Here is a 20,951-nt window from a genome sequence, read left to right as displayed (position 1 = left end):
GTTTTAAAACCGCAAAATTAACAAAGAAACGCAACCCTTATCTTTACTTATAATTGTTTTTCTCATGAGAAAAGTAATGAAGATATATTGTTAAGTATAATTTTCACTGAAAGTAAATATTTTATAATTTCTTTTTATATTCCCTCTACCCTACCCTACCCGACCGGCGCCGCCGATTAAACTTTACCGAATCGGTTTTATATAATTATTTTAAGGAACGGATTTTAATTTTATAATACCTCTTCCATATATTCAAGTTTTATGTTAAAATATCCTTTTATACTATAAGAACAGTCATTTTAAGGCTATTAATTTCAATTTGGAGTAAACCGTGGAAGAAATACAAACTAAAGAAGGCGGATCGGTTATTCCCGTTCCGATTGAAACGGAAGTAAAACGGGCATATATAGATTATTCGATGTCGGTTATAGTAAGCCGCGCCTTGCCAGATGTGCGGGACGGTTTAAAGCCCGTACACAGACGTATCCTTTATTCTATGGAAGAAAAAAGTTTACGCAGTTCGGGGCCTACGCGTAAGTGCGCCAAAATAGTAGGCGATGTATTGGGTAGTTATCACCCGCACGGAGACGCCTCCGTTTATGATGCCTTAGTCCGTTTAGGACAGGATTTTTCACTTCGGTATCCCGTTATTTATCCGCAAGGAAACTTCGGAACAATCGGCGGCGACCCGCCGGCAGCTTACCGTTACACCGAAGCTAAAATGGCAAAACTTGCCGAAACTATAGTAGAAGACATAAAAAAAGAAACCGTAGATTTTATTCCGAACTTCGACGATTCCACTACCGAGCCTACGGTACTGCCCGCTAAATTTCCGTTTTTGCTTGCAAACGGCTCAAGCGGAATTGCCGTAGGTATGGCGACAAATATGCCTCCGCACAACTTGCGCGAAATAGCCGACGCCGTTTCAGCCTATATTGACAATCCTGAAATTGAAATTGACGAACTTTGCACATATATGAAAGGTCCGGATTTTCCTACAGGAGGTACAATTTACGGCCGTAAAGGAATTAAGCAAGCCTTTAAAACCGGGCGCGGAAAAATTCTTGTTCGCGGAAAATTCAATGTGGAAACCGATAAAAAGGGAAAAGAAACTATCGTATTTACCGAAGTGCCTTATCAAGTAAACACTACTACTTTGGTTTCCCGTATAGGAGAACTTGCCCGGGATAAAATAATAGACGGTATTTCCAATGTAAACGATGAAACTTCAGACAGAACGGGTTTGCGTATCGTAATAGAATTAAAACGCGGTGCTATTGTAAAAGTCGTATTAAACCAGCTATTTGCAAAAACCGCCTTACAATCTTCTTTCGGTGTTATAAACCTCGCTCTTGTAAACGGAAAACCCGAAACCTTAAATTTAAAACTTCTTATAAAATATTTCGTGGAACACCGCGTAGATGTAGTAACCCGCCGCACTAAATTCGATTTACGCAAGGCGGAAGAGCGCGCCCATATTTTGGAAGCTCTTATTGTTGCAATCGATAATATCGATGAAGTAATAAAAATAATAAGAGCTTCGCGCGATACTCAAACTGCAAAAAATAACTTAATGAAGCGTTTCGGTTTTGATGAAGTGCAGGCACAGGCAATTGTCGATATGCAATTAAAACGTCTTACAAGTTTGGAAATTGAAGATTTAAAAAAAGAATTGGAAGAACTTCAAGTGCTTATTGCTCACTTAAAAGACCTGCTTGCACATCCCGAAAAAATCCTTGCTTTAATTAAAACGGAAACAAACGAACTTGCCGAAAAATTCGGAGACGAACGCAGAACGGATATTATAGCCGATGAAGTTGAAGAACTTAACATTGAAGATTTAATAAAAAAAGAAGAAATGGTTATTTTAATTTCCAACCTCGGCTATATAAAACGTATCCCCGTAACCGCATATAAAAATCAAAACCGCGGAGGTAAGGGCTCGAATTCGGCAAACCTTGCAGAAGACGATTTTGTAGACCAAATATTTACGGCAACGACCCACGATTATCTTATGTTTATTACAAATGCGGGAAAAGCCTATTGGTTAAAGGTTCATGAAATTCAGGAAGCAAGCAGAACAAGCCGCGGAACTCATATTAAATCTCTTCTTTCCGTTTCTTCCGATGAAGAAATTACAGCCGTAGTTTCATTAAAAGAATTTAACGATAAAACCTATCTGTTAATGGCAACTGCCGAGGGAGTTGTAAAAAAAGTTACGACCGATAACTTTGCAAATGCAAAGACCCGCGGTATAATTGCAATTAAACTTGATGAAGGCGATAAACTTGTAAGCGCTATTTTAACTACGGGAGAAGATGAAATAATGCTTATAACGCGGCACGGGCAAGCCTTGCGTATGAGCGAAACCGAAATACGCTCACTGGGACGCTCTTCGCGCGGTGTAACCGGAATTAAACTTTCTTCAGGTGATGAATTGACAGGAGCTTTGCGTGTTACCGAAAACCAAAAAATGCTTGTAATGACGGAAAACGGTTACGGTAAGCGGGTTGAATTTTCCGAATTTTCTCCGCACGGACGGGGAACCGGAGGGCAAAAAATATATACCGTTTCGGAAAAAACGGGAGAAGTTGTAGGGCTTCTTACCGTCCTTGATGATGATGAGGTTGTCTGCATAACCGGACAAGGTAAAACTATCCGCGTAAATGTAAACACAATCGGAACTATGGGACGGGCGGCTCAAGGGGTACGCATTCTCGATATAGAAAAAACCGGATATTTTAATAGGTCTTGATGTTGTTGCCCGCGAAGAGGAGGAGTAATTTATGAAAAAATTCGCTATTATGGGGCTTGGAACTTTCGGCATCAGAATGCTTGATGAACTTTCTAAAATAGGAGCTGAAATTTCGATTATCGATTCGGATAAGGATATTGTAGATAAATATAAAGGCAAGGCCGCTTCCGCCCACGTAATAGAAGATATAAGCGAAACCTCTCTTAGAAAGGTTTTAACTTCAAAAACGGATACTGTAATAGTAGACTTTACGCGTAAAATAGAATTATCGGTTTTAAGTACAACCATTTTAAAAAACATCGGAATTGAAAACATTGTTGTGCGAGCTCAATCGGACGAACACGGGCAGCTTTTACAAACGGTAGGAGCTACACAGATTATCTATCCCGACAGCGAGGCTGCAAAAAGGACTACCCCGATTTTAGCTGCGGAGCTTTTATTTAAATTTATGCCCATAGCAAAGGACCTCGCTCTTGCGGAAGTCGGTATCGATAAAAAATATATAGGGAAGAGTTTAATCGAGGCAAATTTACGAAAGGATTTTTGCGTAAATATTGTCGCCCGCCGCAAAAAAACAAATGAAGAATTCGTTTTTATGGACGACCCCAATTATAAATTTGAAGAAGATGATGTGCTTTTAATTGTTGCCTCCGAAGAAAATATCTATGCTTTTACCGAAGGTAAAATCCCCGGTAAAACCGGACTTGCGGCAGCCGTATTTAAAAATCTTTTTTCTGGAAAATAGCTTCCATATAATTTACCCGTAAAATACGAATTAAGAACTTATGTAACAGGCGGTTTAAAACCCCACTTGCATTTAACAAAACATCAGGCGGAGCGGATAATTTTTATAAAAACCATTCGCCCCGCCTTGAAATTTTTTCTTTAATTCGCCGCTCTATTGAACGCCTACTTCAGGATGTTTTTCTCCGAATTTTTCCATAAGCATTTCAAGAATAAGCTCGCGGCTTTTTCCGTTTTTTTCCTGATTTTTAATAAGCTTATAAGCTTGAAAAAGCGGAGAAGGGCCTATTTCGGAACTGAAATATCCTATTCCCTGATTCCATGCAAACAGCTCAAAAATATCGTCAAATACGGCGGTTTCAACGCCGCAGCTATATGCCTTAATAAGCTCGCGTGAAGCCTGACGCATTCTTCCCGCCCCTACCGCATTGGCTAAAGATAATAAAAGCCTCGTTTCGTAGGGCAATGACCGTTTGGGATTTTTCCACGTAAGGTGCCAAAAATCGACGGCAATTTTTCCAAGCTCTTCGTCAATTAAAGGATAATTTAAAAGAGCAATAGGACGGAAAGGCGTATTGTCCGAATTTTCAATTTCTTCCGCTCTGTAAAAATATACATGAAATTCATTTTCGGCCGCCTGTTCCGTATGGTGTTCAAAGCCTAAATTTGCCATGGCTTCGTATAACGGATAAGGCTCAAAGGTTTGAATAACCTTTATACCGCTTCCCGACTTAACCGAAGCCGCTTTTTTTTGCAGCCAAGGGAAAAAGTTCCCTTGCATGTGCCTTACATCTACGGATTCAAAATTTTCAATCCTGTCTTTCCAATTTTCATAACTCATAGTAAAACCTCCATTGTGTTATAAAATTTAACAATATTTTAAAGCCAGAGCTTCCAGCAGTTGTAAACTTTTTTGCTGTATGCCGTCTTTTTCAGCTTTTTCTTCAAACAATTGTACTTTCCTGTCCACCTCATTTAAAACTTCAAAAGGAAGACTTCTTACGGCAAAAGGATATACAACGGTATTTTCTTTTTCGATATGCCGTTTAAGTAAATCCGCCCATCCGCTGCTTCTCATAATAATGTCCAGTTTATTTTCCGTATTGGGTTCGGCGGCATACCGTTTTAACGCCTGTTCCAATTCCGTTATAAAAAACCGCCCCATATCATGCTCTACCAACATTCCATGACGTATAAGAGTTGTTGCAGCTTGTCCCAGTTTTTCGGTCATAGTAAGAAATAAAATCTCTTCTTCTTTTCCGTGATGATGTTTATCCGCATAAGTTCGGGCAAAGATAATCATAGAAGTAAAATCTTCTATATTTACGGTCCCGCCTTCCAAAATACGGCAGCATGCGGAACGTATAACGGTAATAAGACGTAAAATAGCATTATGCTCCTGTACCATAATTTCAACAGCATTCATTTTTTTTCTCCTTCAAAAAGAGTATATACACAGTCTTTTTCCGTAAAGGTTACGGAAGTTGTATTGAGAATTCCGTTTATCAGTGAGGCTCTAAGTCTATAGTATAATTCGATATTGCCGCCTCTATCTTCCCAATACCGGCTGTGCGTACAGGCAATGCGTTTCCAAACGACGCGGGAGGAGCTGCGCTCTTCTATCGTCTGTACTCTGGTACACGGCATTCCGTCTAAAAGCAATGCGGAAATATATTGAAAAGCCTCTTCGGCATTTGAATCCGAAGGCGCGGCATATTGCATACCGAATCTGAAAGCGGCCTTTTCCAATACCGGCATTATTAAAGGATTATCCTGCACGAGTGCGGTAACTAAAAGAGCAAAACGGTTTTCCGCTTTGTCAATCCTGTTTTGCAGCCAACCGTGAATATTAGCGGTGTCTATAACCGTTTCAAGCGGGGGTAAGGGGAGTTCGCCTGCGCCGGAATATAAAAAAGGATGTATATTATACCGGGAGCCTTCCGCTTTTATATCCGTAAGCAAAAAATCCGTTAATTGTTCTTGTAAGCGTATTTTATCATACAGCTCATAATGTATCTTGCTTAAAAATAAACTCATTCATTTCTCCTTGCGCTATTTGCAATCAGTTTTCACAATAGCAGTTTAAAGCCTTGTTTACGGCAGTTACAACCTTTTCGCTTTCAAGGCCGTGCACTAAACAAGCGTCGGATAATGTTTCCGCCTGAGAAGAGGGACAGCCCAGGCAGTGCATTCCGTGGTCGATTAAAACGGATGCCGCTTGAGGATATTTATGTAATATTTCCCCTATAAGCATTGAGCCGTTAATCGGGTCTTTTCGATTTTTTTCAGACGAGTTTTTAATTTGCCCGTTTCCCGTACTTAACGGTGAATATGTACCGATTATTTCTTTTTGCATAAAAACCTCCGATTCCTATCTTAATACCGATAGGCTTGTTTATCTTTATATAAAATACTATAATAATTAAAATAATTATGTTGTTATAACAACATAAAGGAAAGATTTATGGATTTTTTTATGTTATCTCATACGGTTTTATTCCGCGGGCTTACTATTGATGAAATAAAAAGTGTACTGCCCTGCCTCGGAGCAAAGGAGCGGCAATATGTAAAAGGAGAATCGGTGTGGCATACTGGAAGTACGGTTACTTCTTTCGGCTTAGTATTATCAGGCGGAGTATTGATTGAAAATGATGATATTTGGGGTAATAAAACCGTTTTGAATAAAATAGGCACAGGAAAGGTTTTCGGTGAAACATACGCATTTGCTTCAGGAGAGGCTCTTATGGTAAATGTTGTCGCCGCGGAAGAATGCAGGATTCTTTTTTTACAAGTAAAACCCTTATTAACCGTTTGCAAAAAGATGTGCGGCTACCATAATAAAATAATTGAAAATCTTATTTTTATTTTTGCACAAAAAAATTTACACTTATCGCGCAGAATGTTTCATATATCTTCAAAATCGATAAGGGGAAGACTGCGCTCGTATTTATCTTATCAGGCAACTAAGGCGGGGGCTTGGGAAATTGAACTTCCGTTTAATCGCCAACAGCTTGCGGATTATCTCGGTGTTGATAGAAGCGCATTATCCAATGAAATAAGCAAAATGCAAAAAGAAGGTTTAATTAAGGCTGAAAAAAACAGGTTTCATATTATACGCACCAAACATTTTGAAATGTAGATTAAAAGACATTAAGTTAAAATAAAATTGGGAAATTTAAGTTATGATAGAAATGTATGGATATGCTTTATTTTTATAAACAATTATTTAAAAAGCAGGTCTTTCGTTTTCGGAACCTGAAAAACGTTAAGCCCTGACGAAATTCGTTGTTATATTGAAATTAAATTATTTCAATATAACAGTACTATCCTTATAACTTCGGAGCCTTTTCAATCTCCTTAAGTGTAGGAGAACTTACCTTTGTAAATGTCTTAACTGTTTTATGTGTTTGTCCGGTATTAGGATTTTTGCTTTCATCGGTAATTGTTGCGGTTTTTCCCTTGATTACAAGGGGCGAGCCTTCTCCTGTACTGATTATCAATTTATTTCCGTCAACGGTATATGCTATGGGCTCGCTCCTTTTAAGACCGCTGCCGCTTTTAATAACTATATACATAAGGTTTTTCTTTGTAAAGCAGTAATATGTAGTAATAAAATCAGGTAATGTAATTGATGTGCCGTTTACCGTTTCACCTGTCAATTGTCAAACACCTTGTATCTTCCTTGTTTGAGAACAGCCTGAAGACAATGCTATAATACCGATTGTAAAAATCAGCATTCCGATAATGTAAACCTTATTTTTATGTTTCATATAAAACTCCTTTTCCGTACCCTTTTTTACAGAATTTCCAATCTTACTCACATAAAACTTTTTTACCAGGTTCCGCCTAAATTATGTTATTTTAAACTGTCAGGCCTTTTTTAAAAAACGGTTTTATGCATATTTAAGATTTCTTTCATATGTAGATAATTATTTCCAAATTGTAAAGTTACATTAAAATAAAAAAAGGGCTTTTTATAAGCCCCTTATAAAATTACAGTTTTTCTATTTCGGATTCGGAAAGCCCGGTTATTTCTTTAATTAAAGTTATATCAAAGTTTTTCAGCTTCATAAGTTTTGCCGTTTCTCTTTTGTTGTCATAAGCCCCTTTATCCCTAGCGTCCATTTCAAAAGTTGATAATAATCTGTATTCCTGTCTTGCCTCTTCGTTTTGTTTTACCGTCCGTATCATTTCTTCTATCCCCCTTGTAAATTCATTATTTACCTTACCCGTTTTAAGGTATTCTAAAAATTCCTTTAATTCTTTGTCCTCAGTATGCTCAAAGGCTTCCGCATTTATTATAACCTTTTTCGTTCCGTCCTGTAAAGGGGTGTTTTTCTCCTCTACACAAAGGTTTTCAAAGGTATAAACGGCTCTATTTTTGCCTATAACATCAAATAAACAGATAAAAATTATAAAGCTGTCATTTAAATTGTTATACGAATTGCCCTTATCCAAAAAACAAATATCCAGGGCAGCTTGGTAAAATCTCATTCTCTTAGGTATATTTCTCTCGTTGCTTACCTGCATTTCCACATCATAAAATTTACCGTTTTCCGCTTGCACCGAAACATCAAACCTTACGGACTTTGCCTGTTCATAGGTGTTGATACTGTGCTGCACCGAGACATATTTGATTTTACCGATTGTATCGGACAGTATCATTTCAATAAGGTTTTTACATAGCTTCGGATTTTGCATAACCTTACAAAACATAAAATCGTCCGTAAATGTTAAATCTTCAAACCTTTTCATTTTTTCTCCTTACGGTTTATTCGAATTTTAACATAAGTTAGGATTATAAACAAGATACGGAAAATTAATTTCTTAAAAGGCTGCAAATAGCGGACAAAGACAAGGCCAGTTCAATTTATATAGAGGTTTTTAAACTTTTACGTATTTAAAATATAATACGCTTTTTAATTCTTTACATTAAAAAAAGTTTATTTAAAATGAATAGGCGGCTTTTGTTTACGGCTTAAGCTTACGGCAAGACGTCAAATAAAAATCGCCCGTTATCAGGCATAAATCGATAACGGGCGATTCGTTAATCAGTTAATAAACAAACTTCCGGCTTGTATGGGATTTTTTATCATTTTATTTTTAAACATAAAATCCGCAGTTTTTTGCAAGCCTTCAATATCCTGTTCCGTAGTAAATAAGGAAAAATTATATTGAGGATACATAGTATTATATGCGGTATCATCTAATTTAAGAACGGTTTTTACAATATCCTTAGTTTCTTCCGCATTTTCACTCATAAACGTTCTGATTTCTTCTTGCGCTGCGGCAATTCTTTCCAAAATATCTTTATGTTCATCATAAAATTTTTGTGTCGATGCAACACAGATAATTGCTTCGATTAAGCCCTTGCCGTCCGTAATCTTATGCAGACCGACTTGCGAAGCCTTAAACGCCGCAGGACCGCCGAGCATTGCAACGTCAATACTCCCTCCTTCTACAGCTGCAAATGCATCGGGAATACTCATATTTACAAAATTTACATCTTCAATATTCATTTTTCCCGTCGCAAGATATGAAACTAAAAGCTCATGAAGGTTTGTTCCCATAGGCCCTGCAATTGTTTTTCCTTTTAACGATTCAGGTGAAGTAAGAGAGCCGTCTTTAGAATACAGGGCAAAAGCTTCCGGAGCTATGCTGTACATATTTATGATTTTAATATCCGCACCTGCAGCGGCCGCCGCCGCTACCGAAGAGCCTCCTACGGCATGTAAAATATGCACATCGCCCGATGCCAACGCTTGAGTTTGTTCCGCACCGCTTGTAATTTCCGCATACGTTAATTCAACATTCGGCAAATATTTTTTAAATATTCCCTTTTCTTTTTCAATAATTGAAGGAACATTCAGCGGTGAAGTAACATAAGTTACCGTCAACTTATCAAGACTCAGCTTTTCTTCTTGAGCTTGCATTTCTTTACCTTTTCGGCCGGCCGTGCCGTCTTTTTCTTTTGAGCAACCTGCCGCCAAAACCAAACAAACTAATAAAATAGATAGAATTTTTTGCATTATAGCCTCCTCATATCTTCTATTATATTTTTTTTAATTTCAATAAATTTAGTATCCAATAAATCCCGATTGTTTAATTCGGAATCAACGGAATACGATTTTTGTATTTTTCCCATACCCATAAGCAATATCTTATGACCTAATACGAGAGCTTCATCTATACTGTGAGTTACCATTAAAATCCCGAAATTTTTATAAGTATAAAGCTTTATAAGCTCCTGCTGCATATTAATTCTGGTAAAATAATCCAAGGCGGCAAACGGCTCGTCCATCAGAACAAAATCGGAGCTGTAAGCTAAAGCTCTTGCCAATGCAGCCCTGCTTTGCATTCCGCCCGACAACTGATGAGGATATAGGGTTTTAAATCCGCTTAAGCCCGCCGATTCAATTAAGGCGTTTATATAATCTTCCCGCATTTTTTTATCGGAATTATCCCGATTACCGAAAAGAATATTTTGATAAACATTAAGCCACGGCATTAGACGAGGTTCCTGAAAAAGATATGATATTCTTATTGTACCTTTATCTACGGTTCCCGACTTAGGATTTTCCAAACTCATTATTGTTCTCAATAAGGTGGTTTTGCCGCAGCCGGATTTTCCTAAGATAACGGTAATTTTATTTTCTTCTATGTGCAAATTTAAATTATCTATAACTCTAAGAATACCGTTATCAATATTGTGTTCCACCGTTAAATTCTTAATATCAATTCCAGCCATTTCCCTTGGTATCCTTTAACAAACGGTTAATAAATATTTTAAAAATATAATCGCACAAGGAGCCTAAAATACCTATTGTAATTATCCCCACTATTACGGCATCGGTATGAGAAAGAGATTTTGCAAAATTTATCATATATCCGAGCCCCGAGCTTGAAGCAATCATTTCAGCGCCGATTATAGCTCTGTAACTATAACCCATACCTATCCTCATTCCGACTAATATATCCGGGATTGCGGCAGGCAGTATAATTCTAAAAAAGATTTCACTTTTACTATATCCGAACGACTTTCCCACTTCTATCAGTTTTATGTCGGTACTTTTAAAGCCCTTATCTATATTCAAATACATCGGGAAAAAAGATGCGAGTATTATTATTATAAGTTTTGATTTTTCTCCTATACCGAACCAAAGTATTAAAAGCGGAACTAAACTTAGAGGAGGAACATTTCTCATAAATTGTATTATTGAGTCAAAGTATTCCATTATTTTAGGATAATTTAAAGAAACAATAGAAAACATAATTGCAATTACAAAAGCGATAAAGTATCCTGAAAAAACACGCTGTATACTTATTGATATATGAGTTATTAAACTTCCGTCGGATATGCCTTCAACAAAACAATTAAATACCGCTAAAGGCGACGGAAGAAGATATACGCTGTATATCTTTAAATGAGATATAATTTGCCAACATGATAAAAATAAGGCTATAACTATAACGGCTTTTACTTGCTTTGAATACATTTTACTCCGTCTCCGTTATGACAGCCGTTACGGCAAAAAAGGCCTTCCACCAATTTATATTTATTCAGTTTTTCCTGTGTCAAATCGGAAATATTGTTATCCGTTATTTTTAATACATTCTCAGCGATAGAGTCAAAAAACCCCATAGGAATAGGACTGTTCTTAAGCGGTTTAAAAGGTATTTTAAGTTTATGTACATTTACAAATTCGTCCCATGTAATAAAATAAGTATTCTTTAAATTCAAATTATCTCCGAAAGATTTTAAAGACAAACAGGGTGTTACAATCCATTTTTGTCCGTCTTTTAAATCGCTCCTATTTTCCAATTCTCTTGCAGCATGAATTAAAATAGGCTCAATGTTGTGATATATCACCGTAAAATTATTTTTTTTAAAATATTCGGTTATCATAGGACATCTTTGGTCCAGTAATGTGGAATTATCCGAAAGAAAATTACGGTACTTATCCAATACGATTTTTAAATGGTTTATATTATGAGAAACTATAATATAACCCAATTTAAATAATTCTTCTTTTAAGTCTTCCGTATTGTACGCATTCACAACTATAGGATTTAACCATATATATTTTTTCATATAACTCCGATAGCGTGCATTTTTTTACGGAGCGTGATAATATCACAGTCTATTATTTTTGTCAATAATTTTTGTAAACTTTATTTAATATTTAATTTATAAATTATCCTTACAAGCGATATTTTTTATAAATCGAATAACATAAAGCGATAAACAAACTCAAGTTAATTTTCCGCATACTTGAATTTATTGATGAATAAGATTACAATTATATAATTGTACATAACAATCTAGGAGGGTTAAGATGTCCGATATTATTTATATTGAAGGCCGTGAAATTTTGGATTCGCGCGGCAATCCTACCGTTGAGGTAGAAGTTCAGCTTAGCGATTACAGCTACGGAAGAGCCTGTGTTCCGTCGGGAGCTTCAACGGGAGAATATGAGGCTTTGGAAATGCGTGACGGAGATAAATCTCGTTACGGCGGAAAGGGTGTTTTAAAAGCTGTAGACCAAGTTAATACGGTTATTGCCGAAGAGCTTGACGGAGCCGATGCTCTCGACCAGGCGGAAATAGATAAAATGCTCCTTACTCTTGACGGCACGGAAAATAAATCGAAACTCGGCGCAAATGCTATGCTGGGAGTTTCCATGGCGGTAGCACGCGCCGCCGCCGACAGTTTGGGCTTACCCCTTTACAGATACTTGGGCGGAGCTCACACTCTTCAAATGCCCGTTCCTATGGCAAATATTATTAACGGCGGAAAACACTCCGACAACAAAATCGATTTTCAAGAATATATGATAATGCCGGTCGGAGCCGCTTCCCTGCGCGAAGCCGTACGTATGACCGCAGAAGTTTTTCATACGTTAAAAGATATTCTTAAAAAAGACGGCCATGTTACCGCCGTAGGAGATGAGGGAGGGTTTGCTCCGAATATCGAAAACGTTCAAGCCTTGGATTATATTATGAAAGCAATCGAAAAAGCGGGTTATAAACCGGGTAAAGACGTAGTTATTGCTTTAGACTGCGCTTCTTCCGAGCTTTACGATGAAGGAGAAAAAAAAGGCTACAAGTTTTGGAAATCCGAACCGTCGAAACTTTTTACCGCAGACCAAATGATTGACCTTTTTAAAAACTGGATAGCTTCTTATCCTATCGTTTCAATCGAAGACCCGCTTGACCAAAACGACTGGGAAGGCTATGCCAGAATGACAAAGGAGCTCGGCGGTAAAATTCAAATTGTAGGCGACGATTTTTTTGTAACCAATACCCGGCGCCTTGCACGAGGAATTGAAGAAGGGGCATGTAATTCAATTTTAATTAAATTAAACCAAATAGGCACGGTAACCGAAACAATCGATGCAGTAAGAATGGCCCAAAAAGCGGGTTATACAGCCGTTATTTCCCACCGCTCAGGTGAAACCGAAGACGCTTTTATTGCAGACCTTGCCGTCGCTCTTGAAACGGGGCAAATTAAAACAGGTTCAATGAGCCGAAGCGACCGCATTGCAAAATACAATCAGCTTATGCGGATTGAAGATGAATTAGGCGTTAATGCCCGCTATGCAGGTATTAAAACTTTTTCCAATCTGAAATTAAAATAAATATTTATAACACACCGTAAGCGGACGGGTTAAATCCCGTCTGCTTTTTTTTAAATACTTAAGGATATTTTAAAACCTTGCCGGAGATTATTCATTTTGAAATTTATAAAGTCAACAGATAAAAACCGCACAGCCGATTTTTTAATAATCGTTATTATTTCGGCTCTTACAGTAATATTTATTTTATTTCCGTTTGCAGCGGTTTTTAAAGAAGGCTTTTTTATAAACGGAAAAATTTCCTTCGGTTTATTTCAAAACATTTTTAAAAACAATTTAAGGCTTTTATACAACTCCGCCGTTACGGGCATTTGTACTTCCGCTCTTACTTTAATTGCAGCTCTTTCCTCCGCATTATTTTTTTATTTTTCTTCCAAAAAAATAAAAACGCTCATTTTTTTTATATTATCTGTAACAATGATTAGCCCTCCATTTGTTACGTCTCTTACTTACATAAACCTTTTCGGAAGGAGAGGTTTAATTTCTTATTATATTTTAGGAATTTCAAAAAGCCCATACGGAATTACAGGCATTGTGCTTATGCAATCTCTCAGCAATTTTTCATTAACGGCCTTAATTTTAATAGGCTTTTTAACGGGATTAAACAAGGCGCAAATCGACAGTGCACGAAGTCTGGGAGCTTCAACAAACAAAATTATTTCGGATATTATTTTGCCCAATCTTTTCCCTTCAATAAAAGCGGTTTCGCTCCTTACTTTTTTACGCAGCTTATCGGATTTCGGAACGCCTGCAATTATAGGAGGCTCTTTTAATGTTTTAGCTTCCGAAAGTTATTTTGCAGTAATTGCGGAAGGGAATTTAGGAAAGTCCGCCGTATTGAATATCTTAATTTTACTTCCCGCATTATTTGTATTTTTATTTTACCGTAAAAACATAAATAACCTGTCTCAAATTTCACACGGAACGGTTTCTTCCGAACTGGGATTAAATAAAAGAGGCATACTGTTTTACATAATATCCGCTACAGCCGTCTTCTTTCTTTTATGGATAAGCCTTCAATATTTTTCAATTATATTATCGGCATTTACAAAAATGAAAAAGGGGAAACTTTTTTTTACTTTTGAAAATATAGTTTCTACAAAACCGCATATTGCAAATACGGTTTTGCGCAGTATAGTTTACAGTTTAATTGCGGCAATATCCGGAAGTGTAATAGGCATACTTATTGCATATTATAAACAAATAAGGAAAATTAAAATAATGCAGTTAATTGATTTCATTGCAACTATGCCGTATATTATACCCGGAACATTTTTCGGCTTAGGCTATCTTTCAGCCTTTAATTCAAAACCGCTTATGCTTACAGGTACTGCAAGTATAGTTGTATTAAATATTATTTTTAAACAGCTTCCTTTTTCCACGAAAATAGGAAATGCAGGTATGGAAAAAATAAGTGCGGACACTCTTAATTCCGTTCGCGATTTGGGCGGTAAAAAAATAAACGAAATTGTCGATGTAATTTTTCCTTTAAATAAGAGAGAATTCGGCATATCGTTTATAAATGCTTTTACTTCAACCATGACAACCTTAGGTTCAATTATTTTTTTAATATATCCGAGTCAAAAGGTTTTAACGCTTGTAATGTTCGATGTTATTCAAAGCGGAAATTATGAAATAGGCTCCGTAATTGCCTTATTGATAATTTTAATTTGCGTAACGGTTAATTCGGTTTATTTACTTATTTTAAAAAAGAAAGGATAATTTTATGTATTTACAATTACAAAACGTTTCAAAAAAATACGGAAATAAATTCGCAATACGAAATATAAATTTTAATTTGGAAAAGGGGAAAATGTTGTGCTTACTGGGGCCTTCAGGCTGCGGTAAAACCACAATTCTCCGCGCAACCGGAGGCTTTATAAAAATTGATGACGGTAAAATAATTTTGGACGGAAAAGATATAACAAACGTACCGCCTGAAGAAAGAGAGGTGTCTACCGTATTTCAATCGTACGGACTTTTCCCTAATATGAATGTTTTACAAAATATAATTTACGGATTAAAATTTAAAAATATTCCGAAAAAAGCACGCATAAGCTTGGGAATGCAAATGATAAAAACCGTCGGCCTTGAAGGCTGTGAAAAAAAACATATTTCGGAACTTTCAGGCGGAGAACAACAAAGAACGGCTCTTGCCCGCAGTTTAATTATAAGACCCAAGTTATTACTTCTCGACGAACCTTTAAGCAGCTTAGATGCAAAACTGAAAATTTCCATGAGGCGTGAAATAAAAAGACTGCAAAACGAATTTAAGGTAACCTCCGTTTTTGTTACGCACGACCAAAGCGAAGCGTTTGAAATTGCAGATAAAATCATTTTAATGAATGAAGGCGTTATTATGCAGGAGGACTTTGCGGAAAATATTTATAACAATCCGCGGAATCAATTCGCTCTTGATTTTATCGGCACAAGAAATATAATTGACGGAAAATATGTACGTCCTGAAAAGATTACAATAACAAAAGACCGTAAAAATGAAAATGCAAAAAAAGCGGTTATAGAGCAAATTATTTTTAAAGGCGAAACCTTGGAGCTGCTTCTTAATATTGAAAATACATATTTAAAAGCGCTTATATTAAATGCGCGGGAAAAATATAAAACCGGCGATACGGTTTTTGCCGAATACCAACCGGAGAATATAAATTGAAAATACTGCACTGCATTGCACAGCTTCCGATGAAAACCGGAAGCGGAGTTTATTTTACCACACTTGTAGAAGGCTTGGCAAAAAAAGGTCATACAAGCGCCGTTCTTTACGGAACACAAAAACCTTTTTCCGAAAATTCTTTTTGTTCGCTATTTAGTGAAAGTACAAATTATAACATAAAAGAATTCCGCATAGAATTTTTAACAGCCGATTTAAATTTTCCCATTGCGGGCATGAGCGATGTTATGCCGTATACTTCTACGGTTTATTCCGAAATGACGGAAGAAATGTTTGATATTTGGATAAAAAATTTTAAGCAAACATTATTAAAAGCAAAGGAAGAATTTAACCCCGATTTAATTATAACTCATCATCTGTTTATTTTAACCGCATTGGTAAAAAAAATATTTTGCGATAAAAAAGTTATCGGCGTTTGCCATGGAACCGACATAAGACAAATTAAAAAAAACGGCCGGCTAAAAACAACATATATAGACGGTATTCAAAGTATAGAAAATTTAACCGCCTATCTTGCCGTAAGTCCGAAAGATATTACCGAAATAAAAAATATCTTTTCCGTGCCCGATAAAAAACTTCACTTGGTAGGAGGAGGTTTTAATCCGAAGATTTTTAATAATAATACGCCGCATACCTTCGACGGAACTTTCAGACTGATATACGCGGGAAAAATATCGCAATCAAAGGGTGTTTTTGAATTGGCAAAAACTCTTCCAGTTATTTTAAAAAAATTCCCCAATACGGAATTAACCTTAGTAGGCAACGCTTCGGAAGAGCAAAAACAAGAACTGTACCTCTATGCGAAAAACAGCGATAAGTTAAAAATTCATAATGCGCTTACACAGCTTGAAATGAGTAATGTATTAAAACAATCCGATATTTTTATTCTTCCCTCGTATTATGAAGCCTTAGGTCTTATCGCAATAGAAGCCTTGGCTTGCGGACTTTTAGCCGTTACGACGGAAATAGAAGGGCTTATAAATTTATTGGGAGAAAAAGCGAATTCAAGCGGAATTATAGAATACGTTAAACTTCCGAGTTTATATGATGTAGACAAACCAGTTGAAGAAGATAAACGGGATTTTATAAACCGTCTTGCCGAAAAAATTATGCTTCAAATGATGCGAATTAAACTAAAAGAAAACCTTTATGCCCAAGTTTCCGAAGAAATTAAAAAGCATTCATGGGATACTATCATAGAAAAAATCGAAAAAATTATTCGTAAATCCTAATTATTATAAAAATAATATATATATTGATTTTATTTTTTATTTTGTTTATACTGCGTCATATTAAAACTCCGGTAGGATTTTTATATATTCTTACCGGTTTATTAAATTTTTTAATAAGGAAGGTTAAAATGAAAAATAAAATTTTCATACTGTTGTTTTTAGCCGCAGCGGGCTTATCGGCTTTTGCAAGAGGCAATCAGGAGGCGGAAAGCCTTCAAGGTAATTTTTCGGGAAGAACTTTAAATGTAGTTGCAACAAGCACATACAAAGAACTTTTCGATGCATTTACCGCAAAAATGGGAGCCAAGGTAGAATTTCTTTCTATGTCGAGCGGAGAAGTTTTAGCCCGCACAAGGGCGGAAGGAAAATCTATGGCCGATGTTTGGTTCGGAGGAGGCCTTGACGCTTTTATGGCTGCCAAAGCGGACGGACTTTTGGAAAACTATATTTCTCCCTATTCAAAAGATATTCCCGCACAATACAAAGATGCCGACGGAGCTTGGATTGCAAAGGGTATTACTGTTGTAGGCTTTATCGGAAATAAAGAAGTATTGGCGGAAAAAAAATTATCCATGCCCAAAACATGGAAAGAACTTGCAGACCCTAAATATAAGGGAGAAGTTCTTATGCCGGACCCTGCAATTTCAGGAACTATGTATGCAGGAGTTAAGGGCTTACTTGATTTGTTGGGAGAAAAAGACGGCTGGGCTTATTGGGAAAAACTGAATAAAAATGTTCCGTTCTTAGCAAAAAGGGGAAAAGACCCTCAAGAAAAGGCCGTTCAGGGAGAATTTGCAATCGGAATTATTCCGGCGGACGGAAAGGCGTTTAAAGCCGCAGAAGAGCATAACTTGGAAGTTATATATCCTGAAGACGGAATTCCATGGGTACCCGAAGGTGTTGCCGTTTTTAAAGGCGGAGATAATCTTGATATTGCAAAAGCCTTTATAGATTTTATGCTTACAAAAGAGGCTCAAGAAATAATTGCTAGACTCGACGGAAAAGATTCGGCACAAATTATAAAACCCGGAATACAGGGGCTCAATTTGGGTTTACCGAAAGATAAGCTTATCAAGGAAGATTTAAGTACTTTCGGAAGCGAGCGGAAGAAAATTTTAGAAAAATTTGCAAGCCTCCGTTCAAACTAGCGTTATTTATATTAATTTTGCCGTTTTTCCTAAAACTTACGGATACGCTAGACAATTTCTTTTAAAAGTGTTATCTTAACGGTAGACAGTTTCATTTGGAGGTCAATAATGAAATCATTTTTAAAAATAGCGGCGGCGGCATTGGTTGCTTCCGGCACTATCTTTGCAATCGGCTGTTCTGGAAACACAAATGCAGTTCTTAACAAGGATAAACCCTTGGTTTTCTTTAACAGACAGCCCTCGGATCCCACAACGGGAAAAATCGATATGGATTCTATGAATTGGAACGACAAGACATATTATGTAGGCTTTGATGCTGCCGGAGGCGGTGCAGTTCAGGGAAAACTTATCATGGATTTTCTTGCCAAAGCCGATACTTCCATTGATAGAAACGGAGACGGAATGTTAGGCTATGTTCTTTGTATCGGAGACGTAGGACACAATGATTCAAAAGCAAGAACCGAAGGTATCCGAAAAGCATTGGGAACTTGGAACGGTTCCACAGACCCGGGAAGCGTACAAGAAGGCTCCGTTACAATCGGAGGAAAAACTTTTAAAGTCGTAGAACTTGAAGGTAAGGCAATGACGGGAACGGACGGTTCAACATGGAATGCAAATGCCGCTACCGAAGCTATGGGCGGATGGGCAACGAAATTCGCAGATAAAATCGATATGGTAATTTCAAACAATGACGGTATGGCAATGGGTTGTTTACAAGCTTCAAATTACCCTACAGGCGTTCCTATTTTCGGGTATGACGCAAATGCCGATGCAATTGAAGCTGTAGGAAAAGGTATGCTTACAGGAACAGTTTCACAAAACGTAGACGCACAGGCAACTGCAACCTTACAGGTTTTAAGAAACTTGCTTGACGGTTTAACCGGTGAAGATGTTTACACAAAGGGTATTACCGTTCCGGATTCTTACGGAAACCAAATTTCCGCTCCCGTTCAATATTGGGCTGATGTAAAAGCCGTTATGGCTGCAAACTCAGGTGTTACTATGGAAAATTATACATCGTACCTTGGGGGAACACGCGATGCGGGCATTAAACAGACAACAGCGGAAAAGAAAAAGGTTCTCCTTACAATTTACAATTCAAACGATAACTTCCTTTCTTCTTCATATTTACCGGCATTAAAATACTATGCGCCTCTTTTGAACATTGACTTAACAATAGTTCAAGGAGACGGTCAAAATGAATCCAGCTGCCTGGATAAATTTACCAATCTTAACAACTTTGACGCTTTTGCGGTTAATATGGTAAAAACAAATTCAGGTGCAAACTACACCGATAAATTAAAATTCTAACATTTAAACAAACCGCCGTTTTATTTTAAGACGGCGGTTTATCGTATTTTAACATAAGCAAAAAAACACTTGGTAAAACTTAACTTAAAGGAATTTAATATGAAAGACCTAAAAAAAGATTATAGAATTTTGGGAATGCCTATACTCTTATTCTGTATTATTTCTTCTATTGTAATTGCCGCCGTCTGGTGGGATAAAATGCCCGGCGGAATGATAGGGGCCTTACTTTTAATGATGATATTAGGAGAAGTCCTCAATATTTTAGGCGACAATGCACCCGTTATAAAAACTTTTTTCGGCGGCGGGCCTATCGTAATAATTTTTACGTCATGCGCATTGGCATATTATAAAGTTTTACCTGAGTCCGTTATAAAAAATATTTCCACATTTATGAAAGGCGGCGGCTTTTTAGACTTTTATATAGCGGCACTCATTACAGGTTCAATTTTAGGAATGAACAGAAGTCTTTTAATAAGGGCTGCAATACGTTATTTTCCCTGCATTTTGGGAGCGGTTGCCGTTTCGTTATTACTTGTAGCCGGAGGAGCGCCCTTATTCGGCATAAACCCTGCCGAAGCGATTGCATATATAGGAATTCCCATTATGGGAGGAGGTATGGGTGCCGGAGCCGTTCCTATAGCTCAAGTATTTTCTTCCGCTTTAAAAATACCCGCCGAACAAATTCTTTCAAAGCTGGTTCCCGCAGTTGCATTGGGAAACGCCATGGCTATTGTTGCGGGGGGCTTATTAAATAAACTTGGCAATATTAAACCCTCGTTAACCGGCAACGGCCAGTTAATGGCAAGCGGAACCTTTGATATTCCGAATGAAGGTGAAGAAACAAAGGGAATGAGCATTGCGGATTTCGGAACTGCAATAGTAATTGCAACGGCTTTTTTTGCATGGGGAAAACTTGTTGCGGAGTTATTAAAACTTATAAAAATAGATATTCATACTTATGCATGGATGATTATAAGCGTTGCCGCGGTAAAAGCCTTGGATATTCTTCCCGCACAATTTGAAAGAGCTTGTTCTTTATGGTATAAATTTGTTGCCAAAAACTTTACGGCGGCTCTTTTAGTGGGAATAGGAATTGCATATACCGATTTAGGCGATATTATCCACGCTTTCTCGTGGTCATACGCGGTTTTAGTATTATTGGTAATTATAGGAGCCGTTATAGGTTCAGGGCTTATCGGAAAGCTGGTCGGCTTCCACCCGATAGAAGCGTCTATTACGGCAGGCCTTTGTATGGCAAATATGGGCGGCACAGGCGATGTTGCAGTTTTAACCGCTGCAAAGAGAATGGAGCTTATGCCCTTTGCTCAAATATCTTCGCGTATAGGCGGTGCCTTTATTATTCTTCTTGCATCGCTTTTAGTGCCGATATTTTTCGGCGGATAGCTTTTACATAAACCGCAAGACTTATAAATTTTTTAT

General features: G+C 37.2%; 19 protein-coding genes and 1 pseudogene. 10 read left to right on the top strand and 10 right to left on the bottom strand.

All coding sequences use genetic code 11. The features are described 5' to 3' along the window. Nucleotides 1-331 precede the first annotated feature (331 nt). Together gyrA and DYQ05_RS01235 are read left to right on the top strand one after the other, a co-directional pair. Nucleotides 332-2,783: pseudogene (gene gyrA, locus DYQ05_RS01240) on the top strand (DNA topoisomerase (ATP-hydrolyzing) subunit A). 3 nt (nt 2,784-2,786) lie between these two features. Next, the gene (locus DYQ05_RS01235; protein ID WP_024466523.1) at nt 2,787-3,500 is read left to right on the top strand and encodes a potassium channel family protein; all 714 of its coding nucleotides are present in this window, start codon (nt 2,787-2,789) and stop codon (nt 3,498-3,500) included. A 153-nt stretch (nt 3,501-3,653) separates the two neighbouring features. Here the strand turns inward: DYQ05_RS01235 and DYQ05_RS01230 are convergent, their stop codons facing one another. From DYQ05_RS01230 to DYQ05_RS01215, 4 genes are read right to left on the bottom strand one after another with little or no spacing between them, the layout of a single operon-like run. Further along, nucleotides 3,654-4,340, bottom strand: coding sequence for a DUF2249 domain-containing protein (locus DYQ05_RS01230; RefSeq protein ID WP_020964059.1), 687 nt, complete (start codon nt 4,338-4,340; stop codon nt 3,654-3,656). A 27-nt stretch (nt 4,341-4,367) separates the two neighbouring features. After that, nucleotides 4,368-4,925, bottom strand: a complete 558-nt coding sequence (locus tag DYQ05_RS01225) for a hemerythrin domain-containing protein (RefSeq protein ID WP_024468767.1) — start codon at nt 4,923-4,925, stop codon at nt 4,368-4,370. Continuing rightward, entirely contained in the window at nt 4,922-5,536 is a 615-nt protein-coding gene (locus DYQ05_RS01220) for a hypothetical protein (RefSeq protein WP_206183683.1), read from the bottom strand. The genes DYQ05_RS01225 and DYQ05_RS01220 overlap by 4 nt, the downstream gene beginning before the upstream one ends. A gap of 25 nt (nt 5,537-5,561) precedes the next feature. Continuing rightward, entirely contained in the window at nt 5,562-5,855 is a 294-nt protein-coding gene (locus DYQ05_RS01215; protein WP_020964056.1) for a DUF1858 domain-containing protein, read from the bottom strand. 108 nt (nt 5,856-5,963) lie between these two features. On the opposite strand from DYQ05_RS01215, the gene DYQ05_RS01210 reads away from it, so the two are divergent. Then, entirely contained in the window at nt 5,964-6,638 is a 675-nt protein-coding gene (locus DYQ05_RS01210) for a Crp/Fnr family transcriptional regulator (protein WP_024470202.1), read from the top strand. A gap of 190 nt (nt 6,639-6,828) precedes the next feature. Here the strand turns inward: DYQ05_RS01210 and DYQ05_RS01205 are convergent, their stop codons facing one another. From DYQ05_RS01205 to DYQ05_RS01180, 6 genes are all read right to left on the bottom strand, one after another. Beyond that, nucleotides 6,829-7,158, bottom strand: coding sequence for a hypothetical protein (locus DYQ05_RS01205; protein WP_206183682.1), 330 nt, complete (start codon nt 7,156-7,158; stop codon nt 6,829-6,831). Between the two features lie 334 nt (nt 7,159-7,492). After that, the gene (locus DYQ05_RS01200) at nt 7,493-8,254 is read right to left on the bottom strand and encodes an Rpn family recombination-promoting nuclease/putative transposase (protein WP_206183681.1); all 762 of its coding nucleotides are present in this window, start codon (nt 8,252-8,254) and stop codon (nt 7,493-7,495) included. A gap of 296 nt (nt 8,255-8,550) precedes the next feature. Further along, the gene (locus DYQ05_RS01195) at nt 8,551-9,528 is read right to left on the bottom strand and encodes an ABC transporter substrate-binding protein (RefSeq protein WP_206183680.1); all 978 of its coding nucleotides are present in this window, start codon (nt 9,526-9,528) and stop codon (nt 8,551-8,553) included. Beyond that, the gene (locus tag DYQ05_RS01190; protein WP_029409574.1) at nt 9,528-10,247 is read right to left on the bottom strand and encodes an ABC transporter ATP-binding protein; all 720 of its coding nucleotides are present in this window, start codon (nt 10,245-10,247) and stop codon (nt 9,528-9,530) included. Before DYQ05_RS01190 ends, DYQ05_RS01195 begins: the two co-directional genes overlap by 1 nt. Then, on the bottom strand, nt 10,234-10,995 hold the full coding sequence (locus DYQ05_RS01185; protein ID WP_020964050.1) for an ABC transporter permease: 762 nt from the start codon (nt 10,993-10,995) through the stop codon (nt 10,234-10,236). The genes DYQ05_RS01190 and DYQ05_RS01185 overlap by 14 nt, the downstream gene beginning before the upstream one ends. Further along, nucleotides 10,977-11,591: a hypothetical protein gene (locus DYQ05_RS01180; protein ID WP_024465235.1), complete on the bottom strand. Its 615-nt coding sequence runs from the start codon at nt 11,589-11,591 to the stop codon at nt 10,977-10,979. Before DYQ05_RS01180 ends, DYQ05_RS01185 begins: the two co-directional genes overlap by 19 nt. A gap of 244 nt (nt 11,592-11,835) precedes the next feature. Here DYQ05_RS01180 and eno point away from each other — a divergent pair, with 244 nt between their 5' ends. The 7 genes from eno to DYQ05_RS01145 all read left to right on the top strand — a co-directional run bounded on the left by eno (nt 11,836) and on the right by DYQ05_RS01145 (nt 20,915). After that, nucleotides 11,836-13,137, top strand: a complete 1,302-nt coding sequence (gene eno / locus DYQ05_RS01175) for a phosphopyruvate hydratase (protein ID WP_206183679.1) — start codon at nt 11,836-11,838, stop codon at nt 13,135-13,137. 96 nt (nt 13,138-13,233) lie between these two features. Beyond that, nucleotides 13,234-14,856: an ABC transporter permease gene (locus DYQ05_RS01170; RefSeq protein ID WP_206183678.1), complete on the top strand. Its 1,623-nt coding sequence runs from the start codon at nt 13,234-13,236 to the stop codon at nt 14,854-14,856. Nucleotides 14,857-14,860: 4 nt separating this feature from the next. Next, entirely contained in the window at nt 14,861-15,802 is a 942-nt protein-coding gene (locus DYQ05_RS01165; protein WP_206183677.1) for an ABC transporter ATP-binding protein, read from the top strand. After that, nucleotides 15,799-17,052: a glycosyltransferase family 4 protein gene (locus DYQ05_RS01160; RefSeq protein WP_206183676.1), complete on the top strand. Its 1,254-nt coding sequence runs from the start codon at nt 15,799-15,801 to the stop codon at nt 17,050-17,052. The genes DYQ05_RS01165 and DYQ05_RS01160 overlap by 4 nt, the downstream gene beginning before the upstream one ends. Nucleotides 17,053-17,180: 128 nt before the next feature. Next, nucleotides 17,181-18,200 carry an ABC transporter substrate-binding protein gene (locus DYQ05_RS01155; RefSeq protein WP_206183675.1) on the top strand — a complete coding sequence of 340 codons (1,020 nt, stop codon included), beginning with the start codon at nt 17,181-17,183 and terminating at the stop codon, nt 18,198-18,200. A 108-nt stretch (nt 18,201-18,308) separates the two neighbouring features. Further along, nucleotides 18,309-19,511 (top strand): substrate-binding domain-containing protein, encoded by a 1,203-nt coding sequence (locus DYQ05_RS01150; RefSeq protein WP_029409513.1) that lies wholly within the window; start codon nt 18,309-18,311, stop codon nt 19,509-19,511. 99 nt (nt 19,512-19,610) lie between these two features. Next, entirely contained in the window at nt 19,611-20,915 is a 1,305-nt protein-coding gene (locus DYQ05_RS01145) for a 2-hydroxycarboxylate transporter family protein (RefSeq protein ID WP_206183674.1), read from the top strand. The last annotated feature ends 36 nt before the right edge of the window (nt 20,916-20,951 follow it).

Source organism: Treponema pedis (genome assembly GCF_017161325.1).
GTDB classification, from domain to species: Bacteria; Spirochaetota; Spirochaetia; order Treponematales; family Treponemataceae; genus Treponema_B; species Treponema_B pedis.
Note: the sequence above shows the minus strand (reverse complement) of the source record. Positions and strands in the feature narration are given on the sequence as shown.

Excerpts from the sequence above, each read along its gene's own strand:
- DYQ05_RS01235 (WP_024466523.1), top strand. The coding sequence starts at position 2,787 with ATGAAAAAATTCGCTATTATGGGGCTTGGAACTTTCGGCATCAGAATG.
- DYQ05_RS01230 (WP_020964059.1), bottom strand. The coding sequence starts at position 4,340 with ATGAGTTATGAAAATTGGAAAGACAGGATTGAAAATTTTGAATCCGTA.
- DYQ05_RS01225 (WP_024468767.1), bottom strand. The coding sequence starts at position 4,925 with ATGAATGCTGTTGAAATTATGGTACAGGAGCATAATGCTATTTTACGT.
- DYQ05_RS01220 (WP_206183683.1), bottom strand. The coding sequence starts at position 5,536 with ATGAGTTTATTTTTAAGCAAGATACATTATGAGCTGTATGATAAAATA.
- DYQ05_RS01215 (WP_020964056.1), bottom strand. The coding sequence starts at position 5,855 with ATGCAAAAAGAAATAATCGGTACATATTCACCGTTAAGTACGGGAAAC.
- DYQ05_RS01210 (WP_024470202.1), top strand. The coding sequence starts at position 5,964 with ATGGATTTTTTTATGTTATCTCATACGGTTTTATTCCGCGGGCTTACT.
- DYQ05_RS01200 (WP_206183681.1), bottom strand. The coding sequence starts at position 8,254 with ATGAAAAGGTTTGAAGATTTAACATTTACGGACGATTTTATGTTTTGT.
- DYQ05_RS01195 (WP_206183680.1), bottom strand. The coding sequence starts at position 9,528 with ATGCAAAAAATTCTATCTATTTTATTAGTTTGTTTGGTTTTGGCGGCA.
- DYQ05_RS01190 (WP_029409574.1), bottom strand. The coding sequence starts at position 10,247 with ATGGCTGGAATTGATATTAAGAATTTAACGGTGGAACACAATATTGAT.
- DYQ05_RS01185 (WP_020964050.1), bottom strand. The coding sequence starts at position 10,995 with ATGTATTCAAAGCAAGTAAAAGCCGTTATAGTTATAGCCTTATTTTTA.
- DYQ05_RS01180 (WP_024465235.1), bottom strand. The coding sequence starts at position 11,591 with ATGAAAAAATATATATGGTTAAATCCTATAGTTGTGAATGCGTACAAT.
- eno (WP_206183679.1), top strand. The coding sequence starts at position 11,836 with ATGTCCGATATTATTTATATTGAAGGCCGTGAAATTTTGGATTCGCGC.
- DYQ05_RS01165 (WP_206183677.1), top strand. The coding sequence starts at position 14,861 with ATGTATTTACAATTACAAAACGTTTCAAAAAAATACGGAAATAAATTC.
- DYQ05_RS01155 (WP_206183675.1), top strand. The coding sequence starts at position 17,181 with ATGAAAAATAAAATTTTCATACTGTTGTTTTTAGCCGCAGCGGGCTTA.
- DYQ05_RS01150 (WP_029409513.1), top strand. The coding sequence starts at position 18,309 with ATGAAATCATTTTTAAAAATAGCGGCGGCGGCATTGGTTGCTTCCGGC.
- DYQ05_RS01145 (WP_206183674.1), top strand. The coding sequence starts at position 19,611 with ATGAAAGACCTAAAAAAAGATTATAGAATTTTGGGAATGCCTATACTC.